Origin of the sequence: Treponema primitia, from assembly GCF_046533075.1 — a bacterium.
Lineage (GTDB): Bacteria > Spirochaetota > Spirochaetia > Treponematales > Breznakiellaceae > Termitinema > Termitinema primitia_B.
In genome coordinates, this window is sequence record NZ_JAJQRB010000026.1 from 1 (window position 1) to 20,392 (window position 20,392).

Genomic DNA, 20,392 nt, shown 5'->3' on the forward strand with positions numbered 1-20,392 from the left:
TCATCATCAATGATATTCTCATTCCCGAGGAAAAGGATTATTATAATAGCTATAGCTTGTTGAACCGGAAAACAGGGACCGAGTTTACGGACCTCTTGGAAATAAACACCCTGGAACTACCCAAGCTGCCGGAACAGAGCGACGGTTCAGACTTATACACGTGGTCTCAGTTTTTCACCAGCGAGACCGAGGAGGAATTCATGATGGTAGCGGAAAAGGACCCGGTAATAAAGAAAGCGGTAGCCACGCTGATGGAACTGAGTGAAGACGAGCGGGAACGGTTACTGGCGGAGTCCCGGGAAAAATTCCTGTACGACCAATATCACCGCGAAAAGGAATCTTACGAAAAGGGCTGGAAAGAAGCGGAGGAAAAGGCGTATCAGGAAAAGCTGGAACTGACCGGTAGAATCCGGAAAGAAGAGGCGGAAAAGCAGGAACTGACCCGCAGAATCCGGGAACTGGAAGAACAAATCTCCCGGGATACGTAAAAGGACAGGACAAAAAAGCCGGCGGCGGGAATGGGGGCTACGCAAAAATGGCGCCCCTTGAACCGGGCGTTTCCTCTTGGTATACTGTTTGCCTTATGCGTATTGTGTGTCTTGACCTTGAGGGAGTATTAATCCCCGAAATCTGGATAGCCTTCTCTGAAGCGGCGGGGATTCCCGAGCTGCGGCGTACCACCCGGGACGAACCGGATTACGATAAGCTTATGGCGTTCCGGCTGGAACTTCTGGCGAAGCATCATCTCAAGCTGGCCGACATCCAGCGGGTTATCGGTACCATGGAGCCTTTGGAGGGGGCGGTTGAATTTACCGCCGCCCTGAAAGAGCGGACCCAGTTGATCATCCTTTCCGATACCTTCGAGCAGTTCGCCAAACCCCTGATGGCCAAACTGGGCTACCCTACCCTGTTTTGCAACAGCCTGGTGACCGGGGCGGACGGTTCTATCACGGGCTACAAACTCCGCCAGAAGGACGGGAAGAAAAATGCGGCGCTTGCTTTTAAGTCGATAAACCTGGAAATCTTTGCCGCCGGAGATTCCTTTAACGACCTGGCTATGATCCGCGAAGCCGATGCGGGCTGCCTTTTTCGGGCGCCGGAATCCATACGCACAAGCCATAGCGACATTATCTGCGTGGATACTTATGCGGAACTTCTCGCGCAAATTGATACCTTTTTATTTAACCCCTAAGGCGCAGAAGGCGAAAAAGGAAAGGATGAAGAAATCTTTCTTTTTTTCTACCTTTGCCTTCTGCGACTTTGCGGTTTCTATTTTTTTATGTTTCTATTCCCGTGAAATTAGACGGCGCAGGACCTTGTCATTGTGGCGCCAATCGTGGGAGCTTTTGACCCGGAGATCCAGTTCTACCTTCCAGTCCAGGATGCGGTTCAAGTCTTTTTGAGCGGCCTGACGGATAGCCTTGATCATTTCGCCGGACTTGCCGACCACCATACCTTTTTGGGATTCCCGTTCGGTGATGATAAAGGCCCGTATCCAGAGCCGGGTTTTCGCCGGGTCTTCACCATCGTTGTGCAATTCCGTATCCGCCACCTCCACGTAGAGCGAGTGGGGCAGTTCCTCGCGCAGGCGGTTTATGGCCTTTTCCCGGATGATTTCAGCAATGCGGAAGCCCAGGTCCTGGTCGGTGTAGTATTCCCCGGGATAAAGGCTCTCCCCTTCACCGGCCATGTCGAAAAGGCAATGGAGCAGTTCTTCTGCGCCTTCATTTTTCAGGGCGGAGATTTTGAAGATCCGGGAATCGGGAAGATCCGGGAGCTTTCGCTTAAGAAAACTGCGCGCCGCTTCAAAATCGGCGCCCTTGGCGTCCATCTTGTTTACCGCCGCTATCAGGGTCTTGCCTGCCAAGGGAGCCAGGCTGCAGGTGATGGCTTCCTCCTCGGCGCCGGGGACGCGGGATGCGTCCAGCAGGTAGAGAACCAGTTCGGCCTCCTGTACCGCACGATCCGATACTTCCATGAGTTTTTTATTGAGCTTTTTTTCCGAAGCGTGACGGCCCGGGGTATCCACAAAGACAAGCTGACCCTGGGGCCGGTTAACAATGCCACGGATGGCGTTCCGGGTGGTCTGGGGAACCGCACTGACGATGGCTACCTTCTGCCCGCAGAGCAGATTGACCAGGGTGGACTTCCCCACCGAAGGGCGGCCTACCACCGCTACAAATGCCGATTTGTTTTCCATTATTTTACCACCATTACCTTACGAATTTCATCAATGTCCGGGGCTACAACCCGGATAAAGTACATACCCCGGGCTACTTCCCGGCCGCCGTTGTTCTTTCCGTCCCAGCTTGTACGGTACTCGCCGGTTATTTTGTTTTCCCGCACCAACACTTTTACTAAGGTTCCGTCCAGGGTAAAGACCTGGATAGTAACCGGTCCATTCCGGGTAAGTTTATAATCCAGGTAGACCCTTTCGCCGGTGGAAGGTTTAATAACATTGTTAAGAACCGTCGCTCCGCTCCGTTGGCGGGTGATATTGTGGATCTCAAATTTGAAGGGCTCCACCCGGCGGTACCAGGGTTTTGAATTATTGGCCAGCCGCCCGATGTAGAGGTCCTTCCGCCGGGGCGATTCGGAATCGGCGCCGCCGGAAAGGCGGAAGAAAAATTCCAGCATGGAAACACTGGTATAATTACTTTTTGACAGGCTGAAATTAAAAACATTATTACTAATAGCAGCAGGAGAACTGTTTCTTCCCGCATCCGCATAGGGATTAGGAACCATGTTAGAGAAGGCGTAAATATTTACATCCGGTTCATTGTACCCAAGGGAGTCAAAGTTCGGGAGCCATAGCCCGGTATTCCCGTTGGGTATAGCGAAATCCGGGGAAATATCCGCCGCCCCTGCCCGGAGGCTGCCGGGGATAGCGATGCTGAAGAACAGCTCCGGTTTATAGCCTCCCGGAACAAAGGCGGCGTTCATGTTTACCTGGAGGGTAATGTCCTTTTCCTCCAGGTATTCCATTCCGGAAAAATTACGGACCGCATGGATATCCGCCTGTTCGCTTTGTATGTTTTCCTGGGGGTTCATCGCCCAGACCGGCCAGACAAAGAAGGGTTCATTCCCCGGAGTCTGGACGCCCGTAGGGGGCAGGGATACCAGGATATCCGTAAGGCGGTGAGATATGGCCTGATCGGAAAAAGCCGGATCCAGGGAATCCAGGGGGAGACCGTTGGGGGGGGATAATCCGGTCCCCGGAGGAATAACACTATAACCGGTATATTTCCAATCCGTAGGATATTTGGGAGGAGGATTGTCAGGGTCCGCCGCACTTGTATCAGGCGGAGGATCCGCACGATCCTTGACGCCCTTGACAGTAAACATGTTCCCCGCCGCTAATTCCGCTGCGCTCATTATTGAGGGAAGAGTAAGCTCATATTCGAGTCCGGGGCTTACCGGAACAAATGGGATCGGCGTACCGGGAACGGGAAGGGAAAATTGCATGAGACCATCATCAATCATTTCCGAAAATTGTACGAAAACCTTATCGCTGTTCGGCAGCATAAGTGTATAGGTAATCCGGGGGAACACCGTATCGGAGATCGGCGTCCCTTCGGTGATGGGGCTTGAGCCCGTAGCCCGGTCCCTGAGAGTGTTTTCCGGGCCGTCTGTCAAAATCTTCAGCACCGGCGCCGCGGCTCCATCGGCATAGTCATGTTCCTGAAGGTAAATATAAATAGAATCCCCATCTCCGGGATCCCCGGTGACATCTTCAACCATCTGATAGGGCCCCTGGGGCCTGGCAGTATCAAGCTCAAAGCCATCAAGCTCAACCTCAAATTTGGTAAAATCCCCGTTCAGTTCAACGGCGGCCTGGGCGCGGATACGGTCAATCCTGCCGTTCCCGTCCGAATCTTCGGTGAAGGCGTAGAAGAACCGGAAAATTTCAACCCAGTTGATATTGTAATAGGATTGGGAAGTGTCGGCGGCATTATAATAGGGAGCGGCGAAAACGTTTCTACCGCTGTTCGCTGAAGGTATGGGCAGCCGGCGGTCTGACCAGCTATACTTTATAGTAATATTAGCTATATCTATAATAGTATTAAAATCGGTCGTAAAATACCAGAATTGATTTGTGGGTGAAGTCGGTTTCGGTGGGAGCGGATCGCCAAAAGTAATATCCCCTCTGTCCAAATAGACATGATCGGTCGCGCTCCCCTTTACAAGGAATTTATGGGAAACATGATGGATGTCCGGGTGGTTTGAAAACTGTATGATTTTCCCCGGGGCTTCGCAGGTGAAATCGTACCATGTGGTATTCCCGCTTATTCTTATGGTATCGTCATCCCTTAGATTCAACGAATTCTCTCCGGTAAATACAATATTACTATTTTCACATTCAAAGACGCCGCCGGGATTAATGGTCCAGTCGATTCCAACATACATTGTTCGGGGATCGCCATTTGCTTTCGTGCGTACATAAAAGGTTGAACCGCCGCCGCTAATCTCCATACTTCCCGCAAGTCTGAGTTCATCCGAATACAGCGCAACATGATCGTCGATAGTTAAATTGCCGATACCACCGTTCACCGTTAAATAGGTTGCCGTGCCGGAAGAATTCCCGCCGGTCATTTTAATGGTAGAATTCCAGGCGGCCCCGGAAAAACCGGCGTTAACCGTTACATTGCCAATCCCCTCTATGACTATCTTTCCGGTTCCGGCGATTATTGGTTCCGCAATAAGTATATCCCCCTGGCGCTGGGTAATGGTCACCAGCTCATCACTGTTTTTGACGCTCCATCCGTCTCCTGCCCCCAGCCCCAGGGTTACACCGTCATGATTATTAACCAGCGCAAAGGTACCTGCCCCTTCTAAAAGGGCAGCCACCATTCCAACATCATTTTCAGAATGATCGAGAGTTATTTGGACCTTATTAATTCCATGGACCTTCAGCACAGCCGCCGAAAGTTTTGCTGCCGGAACTGGAATCGGATCTTCTTTTAGCTCCCCGATTATCAATCCCGATCCGCCATCAATGGTTATACTTATGGTTTTCCCACCTCCTGCGGTAAGCCCGGAAATATATACCCCCCCTATTCCTAGTATCTTGGCAATAGTAAGATCACCTTCGGTTTGGCTAATGGAAATATCTCCGAGTGTTGTCACCATGGCGACATTTTTTACGCCGCCCACTCCTCCCGCCAACACGCCCACTATATCACCTTCAGTATCAACCGCTAAATTTTTCACCCCAATGGTATATACGGTACCGGTGCTTATGTTTACGTTAGTAGCCCGCAGAAATACGGTCCCTACAGCGGTAAGGGTGGTACTGGCGGTAACTTCAACCAAGGGTGTATCAGTCCTGTCCCCGATTTCCAAGATGGAAGCGGTAATGAGGATCAATTCTGCAGTCGTAAGCTCCACGCCGACCATCGGTGGAGACGTCGGCAAATTTCCCAGAAATATAGGTGTTCCCGGCGTTTTGTTCCGTATCCTTACCGCGCCACCTGTGTCGGCGTTAATAGCCGCATCCAGTATGACATCATCGCTCACCAGGGTAATCGTACCATTACTACTTATAATGGTCCCCGAACTTGCCGTTGTGGTTATATTCCCGGCGGATGTTATTGTGATATCGCCAATGCCTGAATTTACCGGCCCGATTACCAATATATTCCCGGAATCAGTTGTCAGCGTTACATCACCGTCTGCGGCGCTAATCCCGGCGCCGTCAATCGTAATAACGCTGCCGGACGCTGAAATATTCCCGGCCGCGCTAATGGCCCCCGAGCTTGCCGTTGTGATTATATTTCCGGCGGATGTTATTGTGATATTTCCATCACCTGAATTTACCGGTCCGATTACCGATATATCCCCGGAAGTCGTTGTCAGCGTTACATCACCGTCTGCGGCGCTAAGCCCGGCGCCGTCAATCGTAATAGCGCTGCCGGACGCTGAAATATTCCCGGCCGCGCTAATGGCCCCCGAACTTGCCGTTGTGATTATATTTCCGGCGGATGTTATTGTGATATCGCCACCATCGGAATTTACCGATCCGTCTATGGTGACCGACTCCCCGGCTTCAAAACTAATATTACCGGCTACAGCATTTGACACCAGGACTGAAGCGTTGACTGTGATAGTTCCATGGGATATAAATTTCACATTACCTACCGTTGAAAGAATGGGAGTAACGCCGATAAATATGATAGAAGCCGTGAGAGGATCGTCGCCGACCTCTAAATTTGAAGCGGTAATGTTGGCTAAATCTGCATCAGTTAAGTATACGGCACCCGAACCAATGTCCAGAGCAGCAGATGTTTTGTTCCATATTTTTACCAAACCTGTACCAGCAATAATGTCCCCATTCAGGGTGACATTATTGCTCACCAGGGTAATCGTACCATCATTACTGGTACTGGTACTGGTAATAGTTCCATCACTTGCCGTTGTAGTTATACTTACGGCGGATGTTATTGTTATATCGCCACCGTCTGAATTTATGGCCTTGTCTACCGTGATATTCCCGGCGGCTTCGCTGATAGTCAGGGTCTGCCCGCCTGTCGTCACTCCGTTAGTTGTGTCTACTGTTCTTATCACTAAATGATTTGTCGAATCGCTATTGTTAAATGTCAGATTTTCGCCGCTTGTATCTGCCGCAAATACTTTCACTGCGTTATCCCCATTTAAGCCTATTGCCGTACCGTACTTTCCCTTTACCAGCAGCCCTGTCCCGGCCACTATCCCGGTACTTATGGTCTGGCTTATCCCGCCGCTGCCGCTTGTATTATCATTCGCAAGGGTTACAATGCCTCCGGTTATATTCGCTGCAAGCGTAAACCCAGCTTTGGCGTTGAGGGTGATGTCTTTATTATTCCCCGCATTTATGGCCTCGCTTACCGTGATAGAGCCGGCGGTTTGGGTTATTGTAATATACCCATCAGACGTCACTATTCCGGTGATGCCCCCTACCGTGCTTACGCTTAAAGCTCCGGACGCTTTATTCGTCAAGGTTAATGATCCACCACTGTTTAGTTTTGCTGCGAAAACCCCCACAACATTATCGACATGATCCAGGGCCACTGAGCCGGCGGCGTTTACCGCCAATTGAGCTGCGCTTATGGCTCTGGTCTGACGAATAGTCCCTGTAGTAGTTTCCAGATAGACTATCCGCCCCGGGGCGTTTATCCCTATACTTGATACGCCTATCACTAAGTCTTGATTGTTCGTAAAACTTACATTTCCGCCGGCGCCGGTTACTGCCAGGGCGTTCACCAGATTTGGCGCCTGATCCAGGGTTACCACACCGCCCGCCGTTACCGTTAATGTCGTAGCGGTGATGATGCTACCCGCACCAGTCTGAATTACCGCTCCGCCCGCATACAGGGTTATACCGGCCCCCGAAACCAGTCCGTTTACCGATATATCCCCAGAAGTCGTTGTCAGTGTTACATTCCCAGATGTGGCGCTAATCCCGGCGCCTGCAACCGTAATAGCGCTGCCGGACGCTGAAATATTCCCAGTCACAGTATTTGATACCGATCCGTTTATGATGACCGCCCCCCCGGCTTCAAAACTAATATTACCGGCTGCGGCATTTGACACCGGGACTAAAGCGTTGACGGTGATAGTTCCAATAGTTTCATGGGATATAAATTTCACATTACCTACCGTTAAAGGAATGGTAGTAGCGCCGCTAAATGTGATAGAAGTCGTGAGAGTATTGTTGCCGATCTCTAAATTTGAAGCGGTAATGTTGGCTAAATCTGAATTTTTTAAGTATGACGAAATTGAACCAATGTCCAGAACAGCAGCAGATGTTTTGTTCCATATTTTCACCAAACCTGTACCAGCATCAATGTCCCCATTCAGGGTGACATCATCGCTCACCAGGGTAATCGTACCAGCATTACTGGTAATAGTTCCATAACTTGCCGTTGTAGTTATGCTCACGGCGGATGTTATTGTTATACCGCCACCGTCTGAATCTACCGGCCCGTTTACCGATATATCCCCGGCATCAGTTGTCAGCGTTACATCACCACCGGCGGTGCTAATCCCGGCGCCTGCAACCGTAATATCTCCGGCGGCTTCGCTGATGGTTACATTTCCACCATTAGAAATGATACCGGTGGCCCCAACCCCGATGGTCAAAGAGATCCTGTTCTTAAAACTAATCGGCTGGCCCGTGGTATTGGTGGTAATAAGACTTACCTCGTTTTCACTTCCCGCAGCTCCGCCATTGAGGATTATGCCGCCGCCGCCATAAGTCCCTTTCACTTCCAATTTAGCGGCGCTTATTTTCCCGGTCTGACTTATCCCGCCGGTTCCACTGGTCGTATTATCAAGGGTTACGGTGTTTCCGGTAATATCCGCATTAAGCACAAACCCGGCTTTGGCGTTGAGGGTGACGTTTCCGGTCCCCGCGGCTATGGCCTTGCTTACCGTGATGGCCTCGGTGGTCGTCGTCACCATAACAGAATTATTACCGGATGATATACCGTCGGTTCCAACTCCTATAACTCCTATGCCCAGGGCTTGCTCGTTCGTAAAGCTTACCGCCCCGCCTGTATTCATCACTGCAAGGTTATTTACATTGTTTGGATAAGTGGTAGTACCCATACTCACCGCTGCCCCTGCGTCCACCTCAAGATTTACCGCTGTTAGTACTCCTGTTGTTTGGGTTATCGAACCACCGGTTCTTAAAATTAAATTATTTACTGTTGAGGAAGGGGTAACATTCCCGGTGATTGTAATAGGACCCGTAATAGCTTCGCTGGCGGTATTACGGTTTCCGATATCCAAAACCGAGGCTGAAATAAGATCCAACTCCGCAACGGTTAAGTATTCAGTTCCCGTTCCGCCAATGGTAATAGGAGAATCACCAGTTTTGGTCAGAATCTTTACAGTACCAGTTCCCGCATCAATACTAGTACCGGGATTAAATATAAGATTATCCGACGTCAGGGTAATTGTTTTTCCGGCGATTGTTGCTCCGCTTTCAAGCGTAAAATCTCCATCAGAAATAATTGATAAGCTCTCTAAATCATTATTCAATTCAGCACTAAATGTATTACCAAATGTTATCGTCCCCGCTACCGTTAACCAATCTGAAGCGCCGTTGCTTACTGTCAACGTGCTTAAATTTAATGTAGTTCCAGTTGACGTTGAACTTGTTAACGTAAGTGTGTCAGCGCCGCTAAGTTGAATTATTACATCGCCTATATTACCAGAAATAATCACACTAGGTAAGACTACTGTCTGATCGCCTGTGAATATAGCAGTATCATCATTGGGTATATCAGCAACTAAATCATAACCAGGAAACCCAGAAGTTACATCCTCAGGAGTATGGTCCCAATTACCCGGATTAACCCAAGTGTTGTCTATAGGCACCGCCTTCCATGTATACGTATCTCCCCAGGCAACACCGGCGCAGAAAACGAGTACCCCCACTATTGCCCGGAGCTTATTCATCCGCGATCCACCCTAAACACAGCTTGTTATTAATACCGGTATGTAGTGTCATCTATATCTGTAAGTATAACATGGGACGCCCTCTTTTCCAAGGTAACAGGAAGAGGTTTGAGTTATAGCTTATCAATATGCGCTATATATGAGGTATCCCTGGTTGCTATACCATATATATGGCACACAATTTATCAAATCCTACAAGGATCAGCAATTCTCAGTTTAACCAAGCTTTGGCGCTAATTCGCATCTAAAATCTCTGAAAAAATATTTTTACTAATGCAAATTTCCCCCTAAACCCATCTTCCTGGTACGGGGGAATTATATGATGACTAGTTCAGCAAGACATGAACGGCTGAACCCATTAAACGACTACCTTTTTCTCAAAATGATGGGTGAACCGGGGGACGAGGACCAGCGTTATCAACAAGGCGAAACGGGAGGGTAAGGCAGAAGGTAAGCTTGAAATAGCCCGGAACATGAAAGCCATGGGGATGACTAGTATACAAATTACTACTGCCACTGGGCTTACATCGAAAGAAATTGAAGGGATTTAGCTCTTGACCGGGATAGCCCAATCTACTCAATAAGCCGCTTTCCCAGGTCCGTCACTTCCGGCATCTGGGCGTAGAGGGGTTTGTGGCCCCTAGCTTGGGCTTTATCCGCTTCCACCAGCAGCACAAAAAGCTCGTTTAGAAGATCCGCCAGTAAACGGAGGTTGGAGGCAAAGTTGTTCACCGCCATGTCCCGCAGGACCTTGTCGGGGCCGGTCATGGCGCCTATGCTCTGGCGGCCGCGTATGCCGGGGATTAGGTTTGTGCGGGCCTCGAATACCAGATCCGCAGCGGCAGCAAGCTGGCGGTAGAGGTCGTCCAGTTCATAGCCCTGGTAGCGGAATTGATCCCCCCTTTCCATAAAAACTTCAATCAGGCTCCATGTCTGGTTATCTATGGAGAGCTGCAACAATGCGGGCCGTATAAAACGGTTGGCGATGTTTGAACGGTAATGTTCACCAAGGCGTTCGATGAGTCTGATTATCTGGGGATCTTGAATTTGCATCGTATATATAACTATACTTTCAAAGATGATTATTGACAAGCGTTGTTGGGTGTTTTTAACCCTGTTTCCCGTACTGCTCCTGGGTTCCTGCTCTTTCCAAAGTTCCAATACCGCCGTTTTATGGACCGATAGGCCGGAATTTGCCCTGTATGCCGAATATTTTAACGCCAGCCAGGGGGCTTATAAAATCGAAACCCGCTATTTTGAGTCTCCGTCCCGAAAACTCACCGATAACGATGGGGATTTCCCTGATATTGTGGCGGGAAGCTGGCTTAAAAGCACCTCCACCCGGACTTTTTTCCGGCCTATGGACAACCTATTTAAGAAAGATCGGGTGTCCAAGGACTCTTTTTACCGGCAGCTCCTTGACCTGGGAAACATCGACGGCAAACAGTACCTGCTCCCGGTGTCTTTCAATATCCCCTCATTGATCTTCGCCCAGGATAAGGGAGAACTTTTGTCCAGCCCCTTTACCCTTAGTCTGGAGGAAATAAAGAACCTGGGAAAATCCTTCAATGTCATAAACAACGGGGTTTATTCCCGGATGGGGTTTTCCCCCTCCTGGGATGATGACTTCCTCTTTGTAAGCGCGGTCCTCTTTGGCGCCTCGTTTCGGGAGGCTACTCCCCTTGAATGGGACCAGGAAGCTTTGGAAAAAGCCCTCGCCTATATCGAATCCTGGATAAGTGATGCCAATACGGGTATTCAGGCGGAGGATGATTTTTCCTTCAAATACTTTTACGATCCCCCGGCAAAGCTGGTTATTTCCGGACGGATACTCTTCTTCTACATGCTCAGTTCCGACCTTTTTACCCTGCCCCAGGAGCGATGGACCAATCTGGATTTCCGCTGGATAGCCGGGGAAGATACTATTCCCATCTCGGAAGATATGGTTTACTACGGCATTTATCGGAACAGCCGGGCAAGAGCGGCCGCTGAAGCCTTTACCCAATGGTTTTTCCGGGAAGATACCCAGCGCCTAATCCTGGAAGCGGGGAAGAACAACCGGCTTAACGAGACCCGGTTCGGCATAGCCAACGGCTTTTCTGCCCTTAGAACCGTGACGGAACATGTTTTTCCCCAGTTCTACCCCGCCCTTCTCGGCCACATGCCCCCGGGGAGCTACCTTTCCCCGCCGAATATCCTGCCCCGAAACTGGAGTTCCCTGAAAGAACGGGTTATTTTCCCCTACCTGCACGAACGGATCCGTTCTACAAACCGCGGGGATATACGTTCCCTGGACCGGCGCCTTACGGACTGGAACCGCCTGAACAGGGGTCTTTGACAAAAAGACTAATCTTTAATTTTCCCCCCTCCGATATTCAAAGAGAAGGAGAAAGGTATGAGTTTCGGGGTTTCAACTAACACCGCAATTCCCAGTATTGGCTATGCAATCAGCGCATCCCGGGGGGGAAGAATGTCCCTGCCGGTGGCTCCTTCAAGCTATATCTATTCCCACTTTAAGCATGTTTCCGGAACTCCCGCCCCTGAAGGAACCCGGGGTGTGGCCATCAGCAGGCTGAAAATCCTGGATGTGCTCATTGAGCAGCTGGCCCAGATTAAGAAACGGCCCGAGCCGGCCCTGGATACCGATCCTTCCGACGAGCAGATTGACGCGCTGATCGACCAGTACCGGGGGCAGATACGCCAAGCCCAGGCAGCCGCAACCGCCATGCCCTATAGCCCTGCGCCCTCAAGCCCCGCCGGAGCTATTGTCAATCTGGTCGCTTAAATTTTATAGCTATTCCAAATTAAGAATCAGCTTTACCGTTTTGGTTTTTTGCCCCGTATGGACAGGAAGATGATAAGCCCCAAAAAAAGCAGCATGATAATCCCGAATATCAGGGCGTATACCACGTTGGAGTCGGCTACCTGAACCGGTTCCGCCAGGGGGAGGCCGGAAAATACCGGTTCCTCTTCCACCTGCTTTGGTCCTGTGATGATCAGTATCAGGCAAACAATGATCGCAAGGCCAATGACAGCCAGAGCAATAACGGCGGCCCGCTTAACCAGCTTTTCGGACTGTTTGGAGAGGGCAAACCTGATGATCACCCCCAGCAAGGCCAGAGATACAAGGATACCTACGATAACCATACAAAGAACCATATATTAAAATCCCCTACTTTTACAAGTTCCATTACTTGTGTATAATAAAAAAAATGATTTAATTTTAGGAATGCGTTGCGTTCCTTTCCAGTTGACGGAGAAAACAGAGGAGTTTCCATGAAAGTTCAAGAATTAAAACATGCGGGTCTTAAGAAGTGGATCGAGGATGCGGTTGCCCTAATGACCCCCGATTCGGTAGAAGTTTGTGAAGGTACCCAGACCGAGTACAACCACATGATAATGGTGAACATTGCCGCGGGGCTCGCTACCCCCCTCAATGCGGGGAAACTGCCCGGCTGCGTGCTCTTCCGCTCTGACCCCTCAGACGTGGCCCGGGTTGAAGACCGGACCTTTATTTCCAGCGAAAAAGAAAGCGACGCCGGCCCCACCAACCATTGGACAGCTCCGGCGGAACTTAAAAAGACCATGACCAAGCTTTACAAGGGCAGCATGAAGGGCCGTACCATGTACGTTATTCCCTTCTCCATGGGCCCCGTTGGTTCCGATATCGCCAAGATCGGCGTTGAAATCACCGATTCGGCCTACGTGGTGGCCAATATGCACATCATGACCCGGGTGGGCGTTAAGGTCCTCGATGTTCTGGGTAAAGACGGCTTCTTTGTACCCTGCTACCACTCGGTGGGTAAGCCCCTTGCGGAAGGTGAAAAAGATAACGGCGTGTGGCCCTGCGCTCCCATGGCGGATAAGTACATCTCCCACTTCCCCGAGACCCGTGAAATCTGGTCCTACGGTTCCGGTTACGGCGGCAACGCCCTGCTTGGTAAAAAGTGCCTGGCGCTGCGTATCGCGTCCGTACTGGCCCGGGACGAAGGCTGGCTGGCGGAGCACATGCTCATCCTCAAGCTGACCAACCCCAAGGGTGACGTAAAGTATGTTACCGGCGCCTTCCCCTCGGCCTGCGGCAAGACCAATCTGGCCATGCTTATCCCCACCCTCCCGGGCTGGAAGGTCGAAACCGTTGGCGACGACATTGCCTGGATGAAGTTCGGCGCAGACGGCCGGCTCTACGCCATCAACCCCGAAGCGGGTTTCTTCGGCGTGGCCCCGGGTACCAACTACGATTCCAACAAAAACGCCATGGAATCCTGCAAGAAAAATTCGATTTTCACCAACTGCGGTCTTACCGAAGACGGCGATATTTGGTGGGAACAGATTGGACAGGGCGCTGCGGGCCAGGAAGTGATCGACTGGAAAGGCGCTTTACGGCCCTCCCCCATTAACGATAAGCCTGTAAAGGGCCAGGAAATAGCCCACCCCAACGCCCGGTTCACCGCCCCTGCGAAGCAGTGTCCCTGTGTCGCCCCGGAATGGGAGGATCCCAAGGGTGTGCCGATTTCGGCCTTCCTCTTCGGCGGACGCCGCCCCTCCACAATTCCCCTGGTAAACCAGGCCAAGAGCTGGACCCACGGCGTGTTTATGGGTTCCATCACCGGTTCCGAAGTTACCGCTGCGGTCATCTCCGACCAGGTGGGCCAGGTACGGCGGGACCCCTTCGCCATGCTGCCCTTCTGCGGTTACCACATGGGCGACTACTTCAAGCATTGGCTCAGCCTGGGTAAAAAAGCGGAAGCCGCCGGTAAGGCCGATAAGCTCCCCAAAATCTTCTTCGTCAACTGGTTCCGCAAGGATGCTGACGGCAAGTTCATGTGGCCCGGCTACGGCGAAAACAGCCGTGTTCTCGCCTGGGTATTCGACCGCTGCGACAACAAGGATAACTGCGTGGAGACCCCCATCGGCAACCTCCCCAAACCGGGAACCATCGAAGCGCCTAAGGGCGTGAGCGAAGCGGTATTGAAGGAACTCTGTTCCGTGGACATTGAAGGCTGGAAAAAGGAAATCGCCGACGTCCGCAAGAACCACTATCCCAAGTTCGGCGACAAGATGCCTAAAGAACTCTACGACGAACTGGACGCTATCGAGAAAAGACTGAACGCATAATAAATACCATCGTGCCTGTTAAATTTCGCCGCAGGGTTTTCCTGCGGCTTTTTTGTTTACTATTGGATGCTTAACCACGCAACAAATTCATCGGTGGTTTTGGTCCATTCAACCTGAACCGTAGCGTTCTTTTTGATAATGAATTCGGAGAGTCCGTATTCCGTGCCGTTGTCCGCCCAATCGTAGGTGTATCCTAAGCGTGTCCACGGCCAGGCGGAATCAAAATATGACCAGATGATGTTTCCATTAAACCATTCCTTAAAAGCCGGATCGACATCATCGGGCAATTTAACTTCGCTAACCGGCTTGGTACTATCACGCTCGAACGCAGGCCGGTGAACATCGGCGGGGTTTACCCACATTGCGGTAACGTGGGTGTATTTCCCGTCTTCGGGTAATCCGATGAGCTGCTTAAAACGGAGCGTCCAATCGGAAACCCCCGTCTTGTTGCCCTTATACCATTTAACCATTTCCTTGTCGGTGAATACCCACACTTCGCCGTATTTCGTTTCATAATCCTCTCCGGCAATGTAGGACTCGGGGTACCGGTGGTAGGTAAGGAGCAGTACCTTACCGTCACTCCACGTCGTAAGCGGGTCTTCCTGGCTGAGGGTTACAAGCGGAAATATTTCGTCCGGTTCCGCTACCATTGCGTCAATCACCGCCGCCTGATAAAGATCTCCGCCGGAAAGTACGTTATTTGTTGAGGTGGTAGCGCAACCGATAAACGTCAAGGCAATGACTATCGGTAAAAAAATAAATCTGGGTTTCATTAAATACTCCTCCGTATCGTCCGGACCTTAGCCCAAAAGACAACCATCTCGCCTTATTGAACCACCGGCGAGTTCCCGCTCTGGTCAAAGTGCATATTGAACTGCGGCAGATATTCTATTTCAGTACTGACCATGACATCACCGGCAAAGCGGTAACGTACGGTTCGCAGGGCAATGACCTGATCCAGGACTTCCCGTTTCATATTCATAAAATTCATCAGCAGAAACAATTCCTTTTCTGTAAAGCCCAGGGGCGGTATCTCCATCACCTTAGTTTCCTTACCATCCGCCCAGAACCGGCCTGCGCCGTATAGTTCGTAGTTAAGGGCCGAAAGTTCCAGGGGGAAATTATTCGGGTTATCGATCCGCAGCTTCACCTTGAAACGGGTATTGATAAGTTCCGCCTGCATCACCGCCAGGGTAGTGATGCTAAACTCCGGCTGCCTGATCCGGGGAAACGTAATTTTATCGCCCAGGGCTTTCCGGAAGTTTTCACCGTCCTGAAATTGCACCCCCAGATTCAGGCGTATACCGGCGTCATATTCCGTAAGGCCCTTTTGGTCCGCCTGGGCAAGGGCCTCTCCGTTCAGCCTGATCCGCACAGGAATGGTTCCTTTGGAAAGGGCTGCCAGACTTAGGCCGTCCAAGTCCAGGTCCACGCCATTTTTGACCGGCTGATCATTCAGCATAAGCTCCCATCCCTCAAGGCTGATATCCATAACTTCGGCACGGGGATTTTCCGCATCTACCCTTAATACCAGGGTGATATCATCGCGGCTCGCCGCTTCGATACGGTCAAAGCTCAGGGATAAGGCGGGCGGTAGTTTGAGGGGTTCCGGCGGAGGCGCCTTGGTGGCGCAGGCGGCGAAACATAACAGAATTGGGAAAAGGAAAGTCTTCATATATCAATATCGGCGCCAGGAATTCAAAATTCAACCACGGACCACACGGACAAAGACGATAATACTTAAAAATCCTTTAATTAATTAGTCTGTGTGGTCTGTGGTTATTCCTAATTTGGAATTGCTGTATCGGCACATTGTCCATTGTATTAAGCCGCTTTTTCCCCTATAATTAAGGAATCCTGAAAATTCCAAGAATAGAGGTTCACTATGATCATGGAAAAGACCATCGAAATACCCGCCCATCCTAAGGATGAAAGCCTCCGGCTGGAACTGGAAATACCACCGGAAGTCCCTGCCGGGAAGGCTACCTTCCGGCTTGAATGGGTTGACGCACATCCGAAATCTAAAAAAGAATTAGCGGCGGAAGCCATAGAAGCGCTATGCGGATTGTATACAAGCGATGGGCATGCGGTTGACCGTTTTCTTGCATGGTCACATGAAGAAAAGCTGCGAGAATTTGAAATTGAAGAGCACCAATGGGGAATTAGAAGCGGTTGAACAAAATATGCCCATACCCTTCCTTTGGATACGCCCTAAACCAACTAAGTGATTAAGGAGATACTATGGCCAATAACGATTCCCGCATACCCGCCCGTTCCGAAGTTAAACGTGAAGATACCTGGGACCTTTCCAAGCTCTACCCCAATGACGATGAATGGGGCAAGGACCTGGAGAAGTACGAAAAGCTGGCGGAAAAAATACCCGGCTTCTGCGGTACCCTAGGCAAATCCGCAGAAAGTCTGGCGGACTACCTGAAATTTGCCCGGGACCTTGGGCTGCTGGAAGAAAAGCTGGGTTCCTATAGCGGCCTCCGGCAGACCGAAGACGAGGGGGACAATGCCGCCCGGACCATGAGCGGCAGGTTTGCCATGGCCGCCGCCGCTTCCCGCGCCGCTTCCTCCTGGGACGCGCCGGAAATCCAGGCTATCGGCGAAACAGCTATGGCAGCTTTTCTAAAGCATCCCCGGCTGGCCGAATACGTTATCTACCTGAAAAAATTGTTACGCTACAAGCCCCATATACTCAGCGATAAGGAAGAGCGGATCATAGCCCTCCACGCCGAGGGAGAGGCGGTCTCTTCGGAGGCATTTTCGGTGCTCACCAACGTTGACTTTGACTTTGGCGAACTGGACACGCCGGATGGGAAGAAACCCCTTTCCCAATCAACCTGGTCGGTCTTTATGGAAAACCCGGACCGGGAACTCCGCCGCCGCGCCTATCAGCAATTCTACCATCACTTTGAAACCCACAAGACTACCCTGGCTGCCCTTTACAGCGGTTCGGTAAAGAACGACGTGATCCACGCCCGCATTCGCGGTTATCCTTCCGCCCTGGCCGAAGCCCTTTTCCCGGACAATGTTCCCCAGGCGGTCTACGATAATCTGGTATCCACGGTAAACGCCAACCTCGAACCTCTGCACCGTTACTACGCCCTGCGGAAGCGGGCGCTTAAGGTAGAAGAACTGCGGCACTACGATGTCTACGCACCACTCACCGCAAACGTTTCAAAGCGGACCAGCTGGGACGAAGCAACAAAGCTAATCGCCGCCGCTCTGGAACCCCTGGGTGATGAATACGTCAACACCCTCCGCACCGGTCTTCAGGGCCGCTGGGCGGACCGCTATGAAAACAGGGGCAAACGATCCGGCGCATTTTCCGCCGGCGGCTACATAGGGGACCCCTATATACTGATGAACTATAAGGAAGATTCTATCCGTGATGTATTCACCATGGCCCACGAGGGCGGCCATTCCATGCATTCCTGGTATTCCGCAGCGTCCAACCCCTTCATGCACTACGGCTACACCATCTTTGAAGCGGAGGTCGCCAGCACCTTTAATGAGGAACTTCTCTTCCGCTATTTACGGGACCATGCGGACACCAGGGAACTGAAACTCTACCTGGTGAACAAGCGTGCGGACGACATACTTTCCACACTCTACCGTCAGACCATGTTCGCCGAATTCGAAAAGCGCAGCCACGAACTTGAAGAAAGCGGTACGCCCTTAACCGCGGAAATTCTCCGTTCCGAATATCGCCAACTGTTGGTAAAATACTTCGGTCCCGCCATGGTCTTTGAGACCGAGAGCGATCTTGAGGGTCTCCGTATTCCCCATTTCTACCGCGCCTTCTATGTCTACAAATATGCCACCGGAATTTCCGCCGCCCTGGCCTTGGCAAACCGTGTTCTTTCCGGCGGCGCCCGGGAGCGTGAAGACTACTTCAGCTTCCTCAAATCCGGCGGCTCACGGTTCCCGATTGAATCCCTCAAGATAGCGGGGGTTGATATGTCTACGCCGGGACCGGTTGAGGATGCTTGTCTGGCTTTTGGGAGGATTGTGGGGGAGTTAGAGGAACTGTTAGGGTAATCGAGTTAATCGGAGTACACAAATTGTGTGAAAAAACGCCGGTGGGGGCGGGGAAGCCCCACTGCGGGATGCCTGTAGAATCCACCTATGGAGCCCCTTTGGGTCTCCTCCGGTGGGGAATTCCAGAATATCCCGCAGCGTGGCTCCCCCGCCCCCACCGGCGCCTGTTCGTAGGGGTTTAACTCCGTTTACCCTGCTTCGCTGTACGGTATGGTGGGGAGCAGGGTTGTCATTCTACTCCTACATTTTCTTGGCAAGGGCTTTTTCAATAGCCTCTCCGACGACCCGCTCTATATCGTTCAGCACCGACTGGCGGAGCCATATTAAACCTGATGTACCGGAATTTGGCCCTGAAATCCCTGGGGAACTTTAAGGGCAATAATTATTTGTCCTCGTCGGAAAACAACGCGAATACCGCATGGATACAGAACTTCAGCGATGGTGAGCAGGCTACAAGGTGGGATAATAATAATAATAAGAGCATTTCGTATTTAGTCCGGGCTATCCGGCAGTTCTAAGTATTCCCCATAGGCGTTAAGGCCTATCGCCCCAAGCGCCGTTTGGGGGGTGTGTAACGCAAAACGCCCGCATAGGCCCCGCACACGGAATACGATGTTAAGGCCTTCCTACACCTCCCTTTCCCGTACGTGCCGATAAAGGCGGGCGTGGGGAGGGGTACGCCCGGCTTCATGTATATGGAATTCTTCGCTGGAGGAGACCCGAAGGGGCTCCGCAAGCGAATTCTACATGCACATGAAGCCAGGCGTACCCCTCCCCACGCCCGGTTTGCCGACAAATCTATCCTTCCTGCTTTTTTATCAAATACCTAACTATTTTCCTCCCACACTAAAGCAAAACCCTTCCGAGTCGCCTAAAAGCTTCTGAAGGGGGAAATCCCATGAAAAATGATAAACGGCGAATAACCTGGCATACCGCTTTTTGTGATGCAATCCGTCTGGAGCTTTTGGACTATCAAGATGCCCTGGAATTCGACATTGAACACCAACTCACCAGGGAATCGCTCCGGATCGATATGGTCATCATCAAGAAAAAGAAGGATATCACTATTACCAAGAAAATCGCGGCAATATAGACGATTTGACCATCACCTTCGTAACATCCCGTGAACCCCGGGAACTCAAGAATTATCTACGGGACGTGTATCACTACAGATTGACGGAAAAATGGCCCGGGATTACACTAATTGAGGGTGATATGATGCCCATACAGATTATAAACCGGAAAAAACTGTCCTCCGGGGAGAGCCGGTGGCTGGCCGGTTTGGGCCGTGGTTTAGACATAGAGAGCGTGGGCGTCCTTTTCGCCGAGGCAAAAAAGGCCCCGAGGGAAGCGCCGATAAGGGCATATTTATACATGCTGGCACAGGCCAATGACCGTCAGGTCGAGGAGGTTTTAGGTATGCGTGGTGACGCCATTATAGACAATATTTTTATCGAGTTGGGAGCCGCCGCCAGGTGGGAAACCAAGGGAAAAGCCGAAGGGAAGGTCGAGGACAAGATTGAGACAGCCCGGATTATGAAAGAACATAACGAACCGGTAAGTAAAATAGCGCTATACACCGGTCTGAAAGAAGAACAGATCGCTGAGGCTTAAGCCTTGTTACAGGAGTTTAACTCCGTTTACCCTGCTTCGCTGTACGGTGCGGTGGCGAGCAGGGTGGGTAGCAGGATTTGTGCGAGACGGCTATGGGAAGCTGGCCGTAATAAAAAGCCGCCTAGGCCCCGCACACGGAATACGATGTTAAGGCCTTCCTACACCTCCCTTT

Annotated in this window: 17 protein-coding genes; 11 read left to right on the forward strand and 6 right to left on the reverse strand. The window is 51.2% G+C overall.

The features are described from left to right. Together LQZ19_RS05310 and thrH are read left to right on the forward strand one after the other, a co-directional pair. Positions 1–488, forward strand: a 488-nt coding sequence (locus tag LQZ19_RS05310) for a PD-(D/E)XK nuclease family transposase (RefSeq protein ID WP_411046620.1), incomplete at its 5' end; no start/stop codon positions are given. 95 nt (positions 489–583) lie between these two features. Beyond that, positions 584–1,192, forward strand: a complete 609-nt coding sequence (gene thrH, locus LQZ19_RS05315; RefSeq protein WP_411046621.1) for a bifunctional phosphoserine phosphatase/homoserine phosphotransferase ThrH — start codon at positions 584–586, stop codon at positions 1,190–1,192. Positions 1,193–1,285: 93 nt separating this feature from the next. Here the strand turns inward: thrH and era are convergent, their stop codons facing one another. Continuing rightward, the gene (era, locus tag LQZ19_RS05320) at positions 1,286–2,200 is read right to left on the reverse strand and encodes a GTPase Era (RefSeq protein WP_411046622.1); all 915 of its coding nucleotides are present in this window, start codon (positions 2,198–2,200) and stop codon (positions 1,286–1,288) included. Beyond that, on the reverse strand, positions 2,200–9,021 hold the full coding sequence (locus LQZ19_RS05325) for a hypothetical protein (protein ID WP_411046623.1): 6,822 nt from the start codon (positions 9,019–9,021) through the stop codon (positions 2,200–2,202). The genes era and LQZ19_RS05325 overlap by 1 nt, the downstream gene beginning before the upstream one ends. A gap of 739 nt (positions 9,022–9,760) precedes the next feature. On the opposite strand from LQZ19_RS05325, the gene LQZ19_RS05330 reads away from it, so the two are divergent. Next, complete coding sequence (locus LQZ19_RS05330; protein ID WP_411046624.1) at positions 9,761–9,883, forward strand: hypothetical protein; 123 nt, start codon at positions 9,761–9,763, stop codon at positions 9,881–9,883. 131 nt (positions 9,884–10,014) lie between these two features. Here the strand turns inward: LQZ19_RS05330 and LQZ19_RS05335 are convergent, their stop codons facing one another. Beyond that, positions 10,015–10,494: a hypothetical protein gene (locus LQZ19_RS05335; protein ID WP_411046625.1), complete on the reverse strand. Its 480-nt coding sequence runs from the start codon at positions 10,492–10,494 to the stop codon at positions 10,015–10,017. 25 nt (positions 10,495–10,519) lie between these two features. On the opposite strand from LQZ19_RS05335, the gene LQZ19_RS05340 reads away from it, so the two are divergent. Together LQZ19_RS05340 and LQZ19_RS05345 are read left to right on the forward strand one after the other, a co-directional pair. After that, positions 10,520–11,779 (forward strand): ABC transporter substrate-binding protein, encoded by a 1,260-nt coding sequence (locus LQZ19_RS05340; RefSeq protein ID WP_411046626.1) that lies wholly within the window; start codon positions 10,520–10,522, stop codon positions 11,777–11,779. Positions 11,780–11,836: 57 nt separating this feature from the next. Continuing rightward, a complete protein-coding gene (locus LQZ19_RS05345; protein ID WP_411046627.1) occupies positions 11,837–12,226 on the forward strand; it encodes a hypothetical protein in 390 nt (129 codons plus the stop codon). 32 nt (positions 12,227–12,258) lie between these two features. On the opposite strand, the gene LQZ19_RS05350 is transcribed toward LQZ19_RS05345, so the two are convergent. Then, complete coding sequence (locus LQZ19_RS05350) at positions 12,259–12,588, reverse strand: hypothetical protein (RefSeq protein ID WP_411046628.1); 330 nt, start codon at positions 12,586–12,588, stop codon at positions 12,259–12,261. 129 nt (positions 12,589–12,717) lie between these two features. Between LQZ19_RS05350 and LQZ19_RS05355 the strand changes: the two genes are divergently transcribed. Then, on the forward strand, positions 12,718–14,559 hold the full coding sequence (locus LQZ19_RS05355; RefSeq protein ID WP_411046629.1) for a phosphoenolpyruvate carboxykinase (GTP): 1,842 nt from the start codon (positions 12,718–12,720) through the stop codon (positions 14,557–14,559). A 59-nt stretch (positions 14,560–14,618) separates the two neighbouring features. On the opposite strand, the gene LQZ19_RS05360 is transcribed toward LQZ19_RS05355, so the two are convergent. Beyond that, positions 14,619–15,332, reverse strand: coding sequence for a hypothetical protein (locus LQZ19_RS05360; RefSeq protein ID WP_411046630.1), 714 nt, complete (start codon positions 15,330–15,332; stop codon positions 14,619–14,621). A gap of 53 nt (positions 15,333–15,385) precedes the next feature. Then, the gene (locus LQZ19_RS05365) at positions 15,386–16,234 is read right to left on the reverse strand and encodes an LEA/WHy family protein (protein WP_411046631.1); all 849 of its coding nucleotides are present in this window, start codon (positions 16,232–16,234) and stop codon (positions 15,386–15,388) included. 210 nt (positions 16,235–16,444) lie between these two features. Here LQZ19_RS05365 and LQZ19_RS05370 point away from each other — a divergent pair, with 210 nt between their 5' ends. From LQZ19_RS05370 to LQZ19_RS05390, 5 genes are all read left to right on the forward strand, one after another. After that, complete coding sequence (locus LQZ19_RS05370) at positions 16,445–16,735, forward strand: hypothetical protein (protein WP_411046632.1); 291 nt, start codon at positions 16,445–16,447, stop codon at positions 16,733–16,735. A 65-nt stretch (positions 16,736–16,800) separates the two neighbouring features. Then, positions 16,801–18,606, forward strand: a complete 1,806-nt coding sequence (gene pepF / locus LQZ19_RS05375) for an oligoendopeptidase F (RefSeq protein ID WP_411046633.1) — start codon at positions 16,801–16,803, stop codon at positions 18,604–18,606. Between the two features lie 332 nt (positions 18,607–18,938). After that, complete coding sequence (locus LQZ19_RS05380) at positions 18,939–19,124, forward strand: hypothetical protein (RefSeq protein ID WP_411046634.1); 186 nt, start codon at positions 18,939–18,941, stop codon at positions 19,122–19,124. A 380-nt stretch (positions 19,125–19,504) separates the two neighbouring features. Continuing rightward, positions 19,505–19,699, forward strand: coding sequence for a hypothetical protein (locus LQZ19_RS05385; RefSeq protein ID WP_411046635.1), 195 nt, complete (start codon positions 19,505–19,507; stop codon positions 19,697–19,699). A gap of 5 nt (positions 19,700–19,704) precedes the next feature. Then, positions 19,705–20,220: a hypothetical protein gene (locus LQZ19_RS05390; RefSeq protein WP_411046636.1), complete on the forward strand. Its 516-nt coding sequence runs from the start codon at positions 19,705–19,707 to the stop codon at positions 20,218–20,220. Positions 20,221–20,392: the final 172 nt, after the last annotated feature.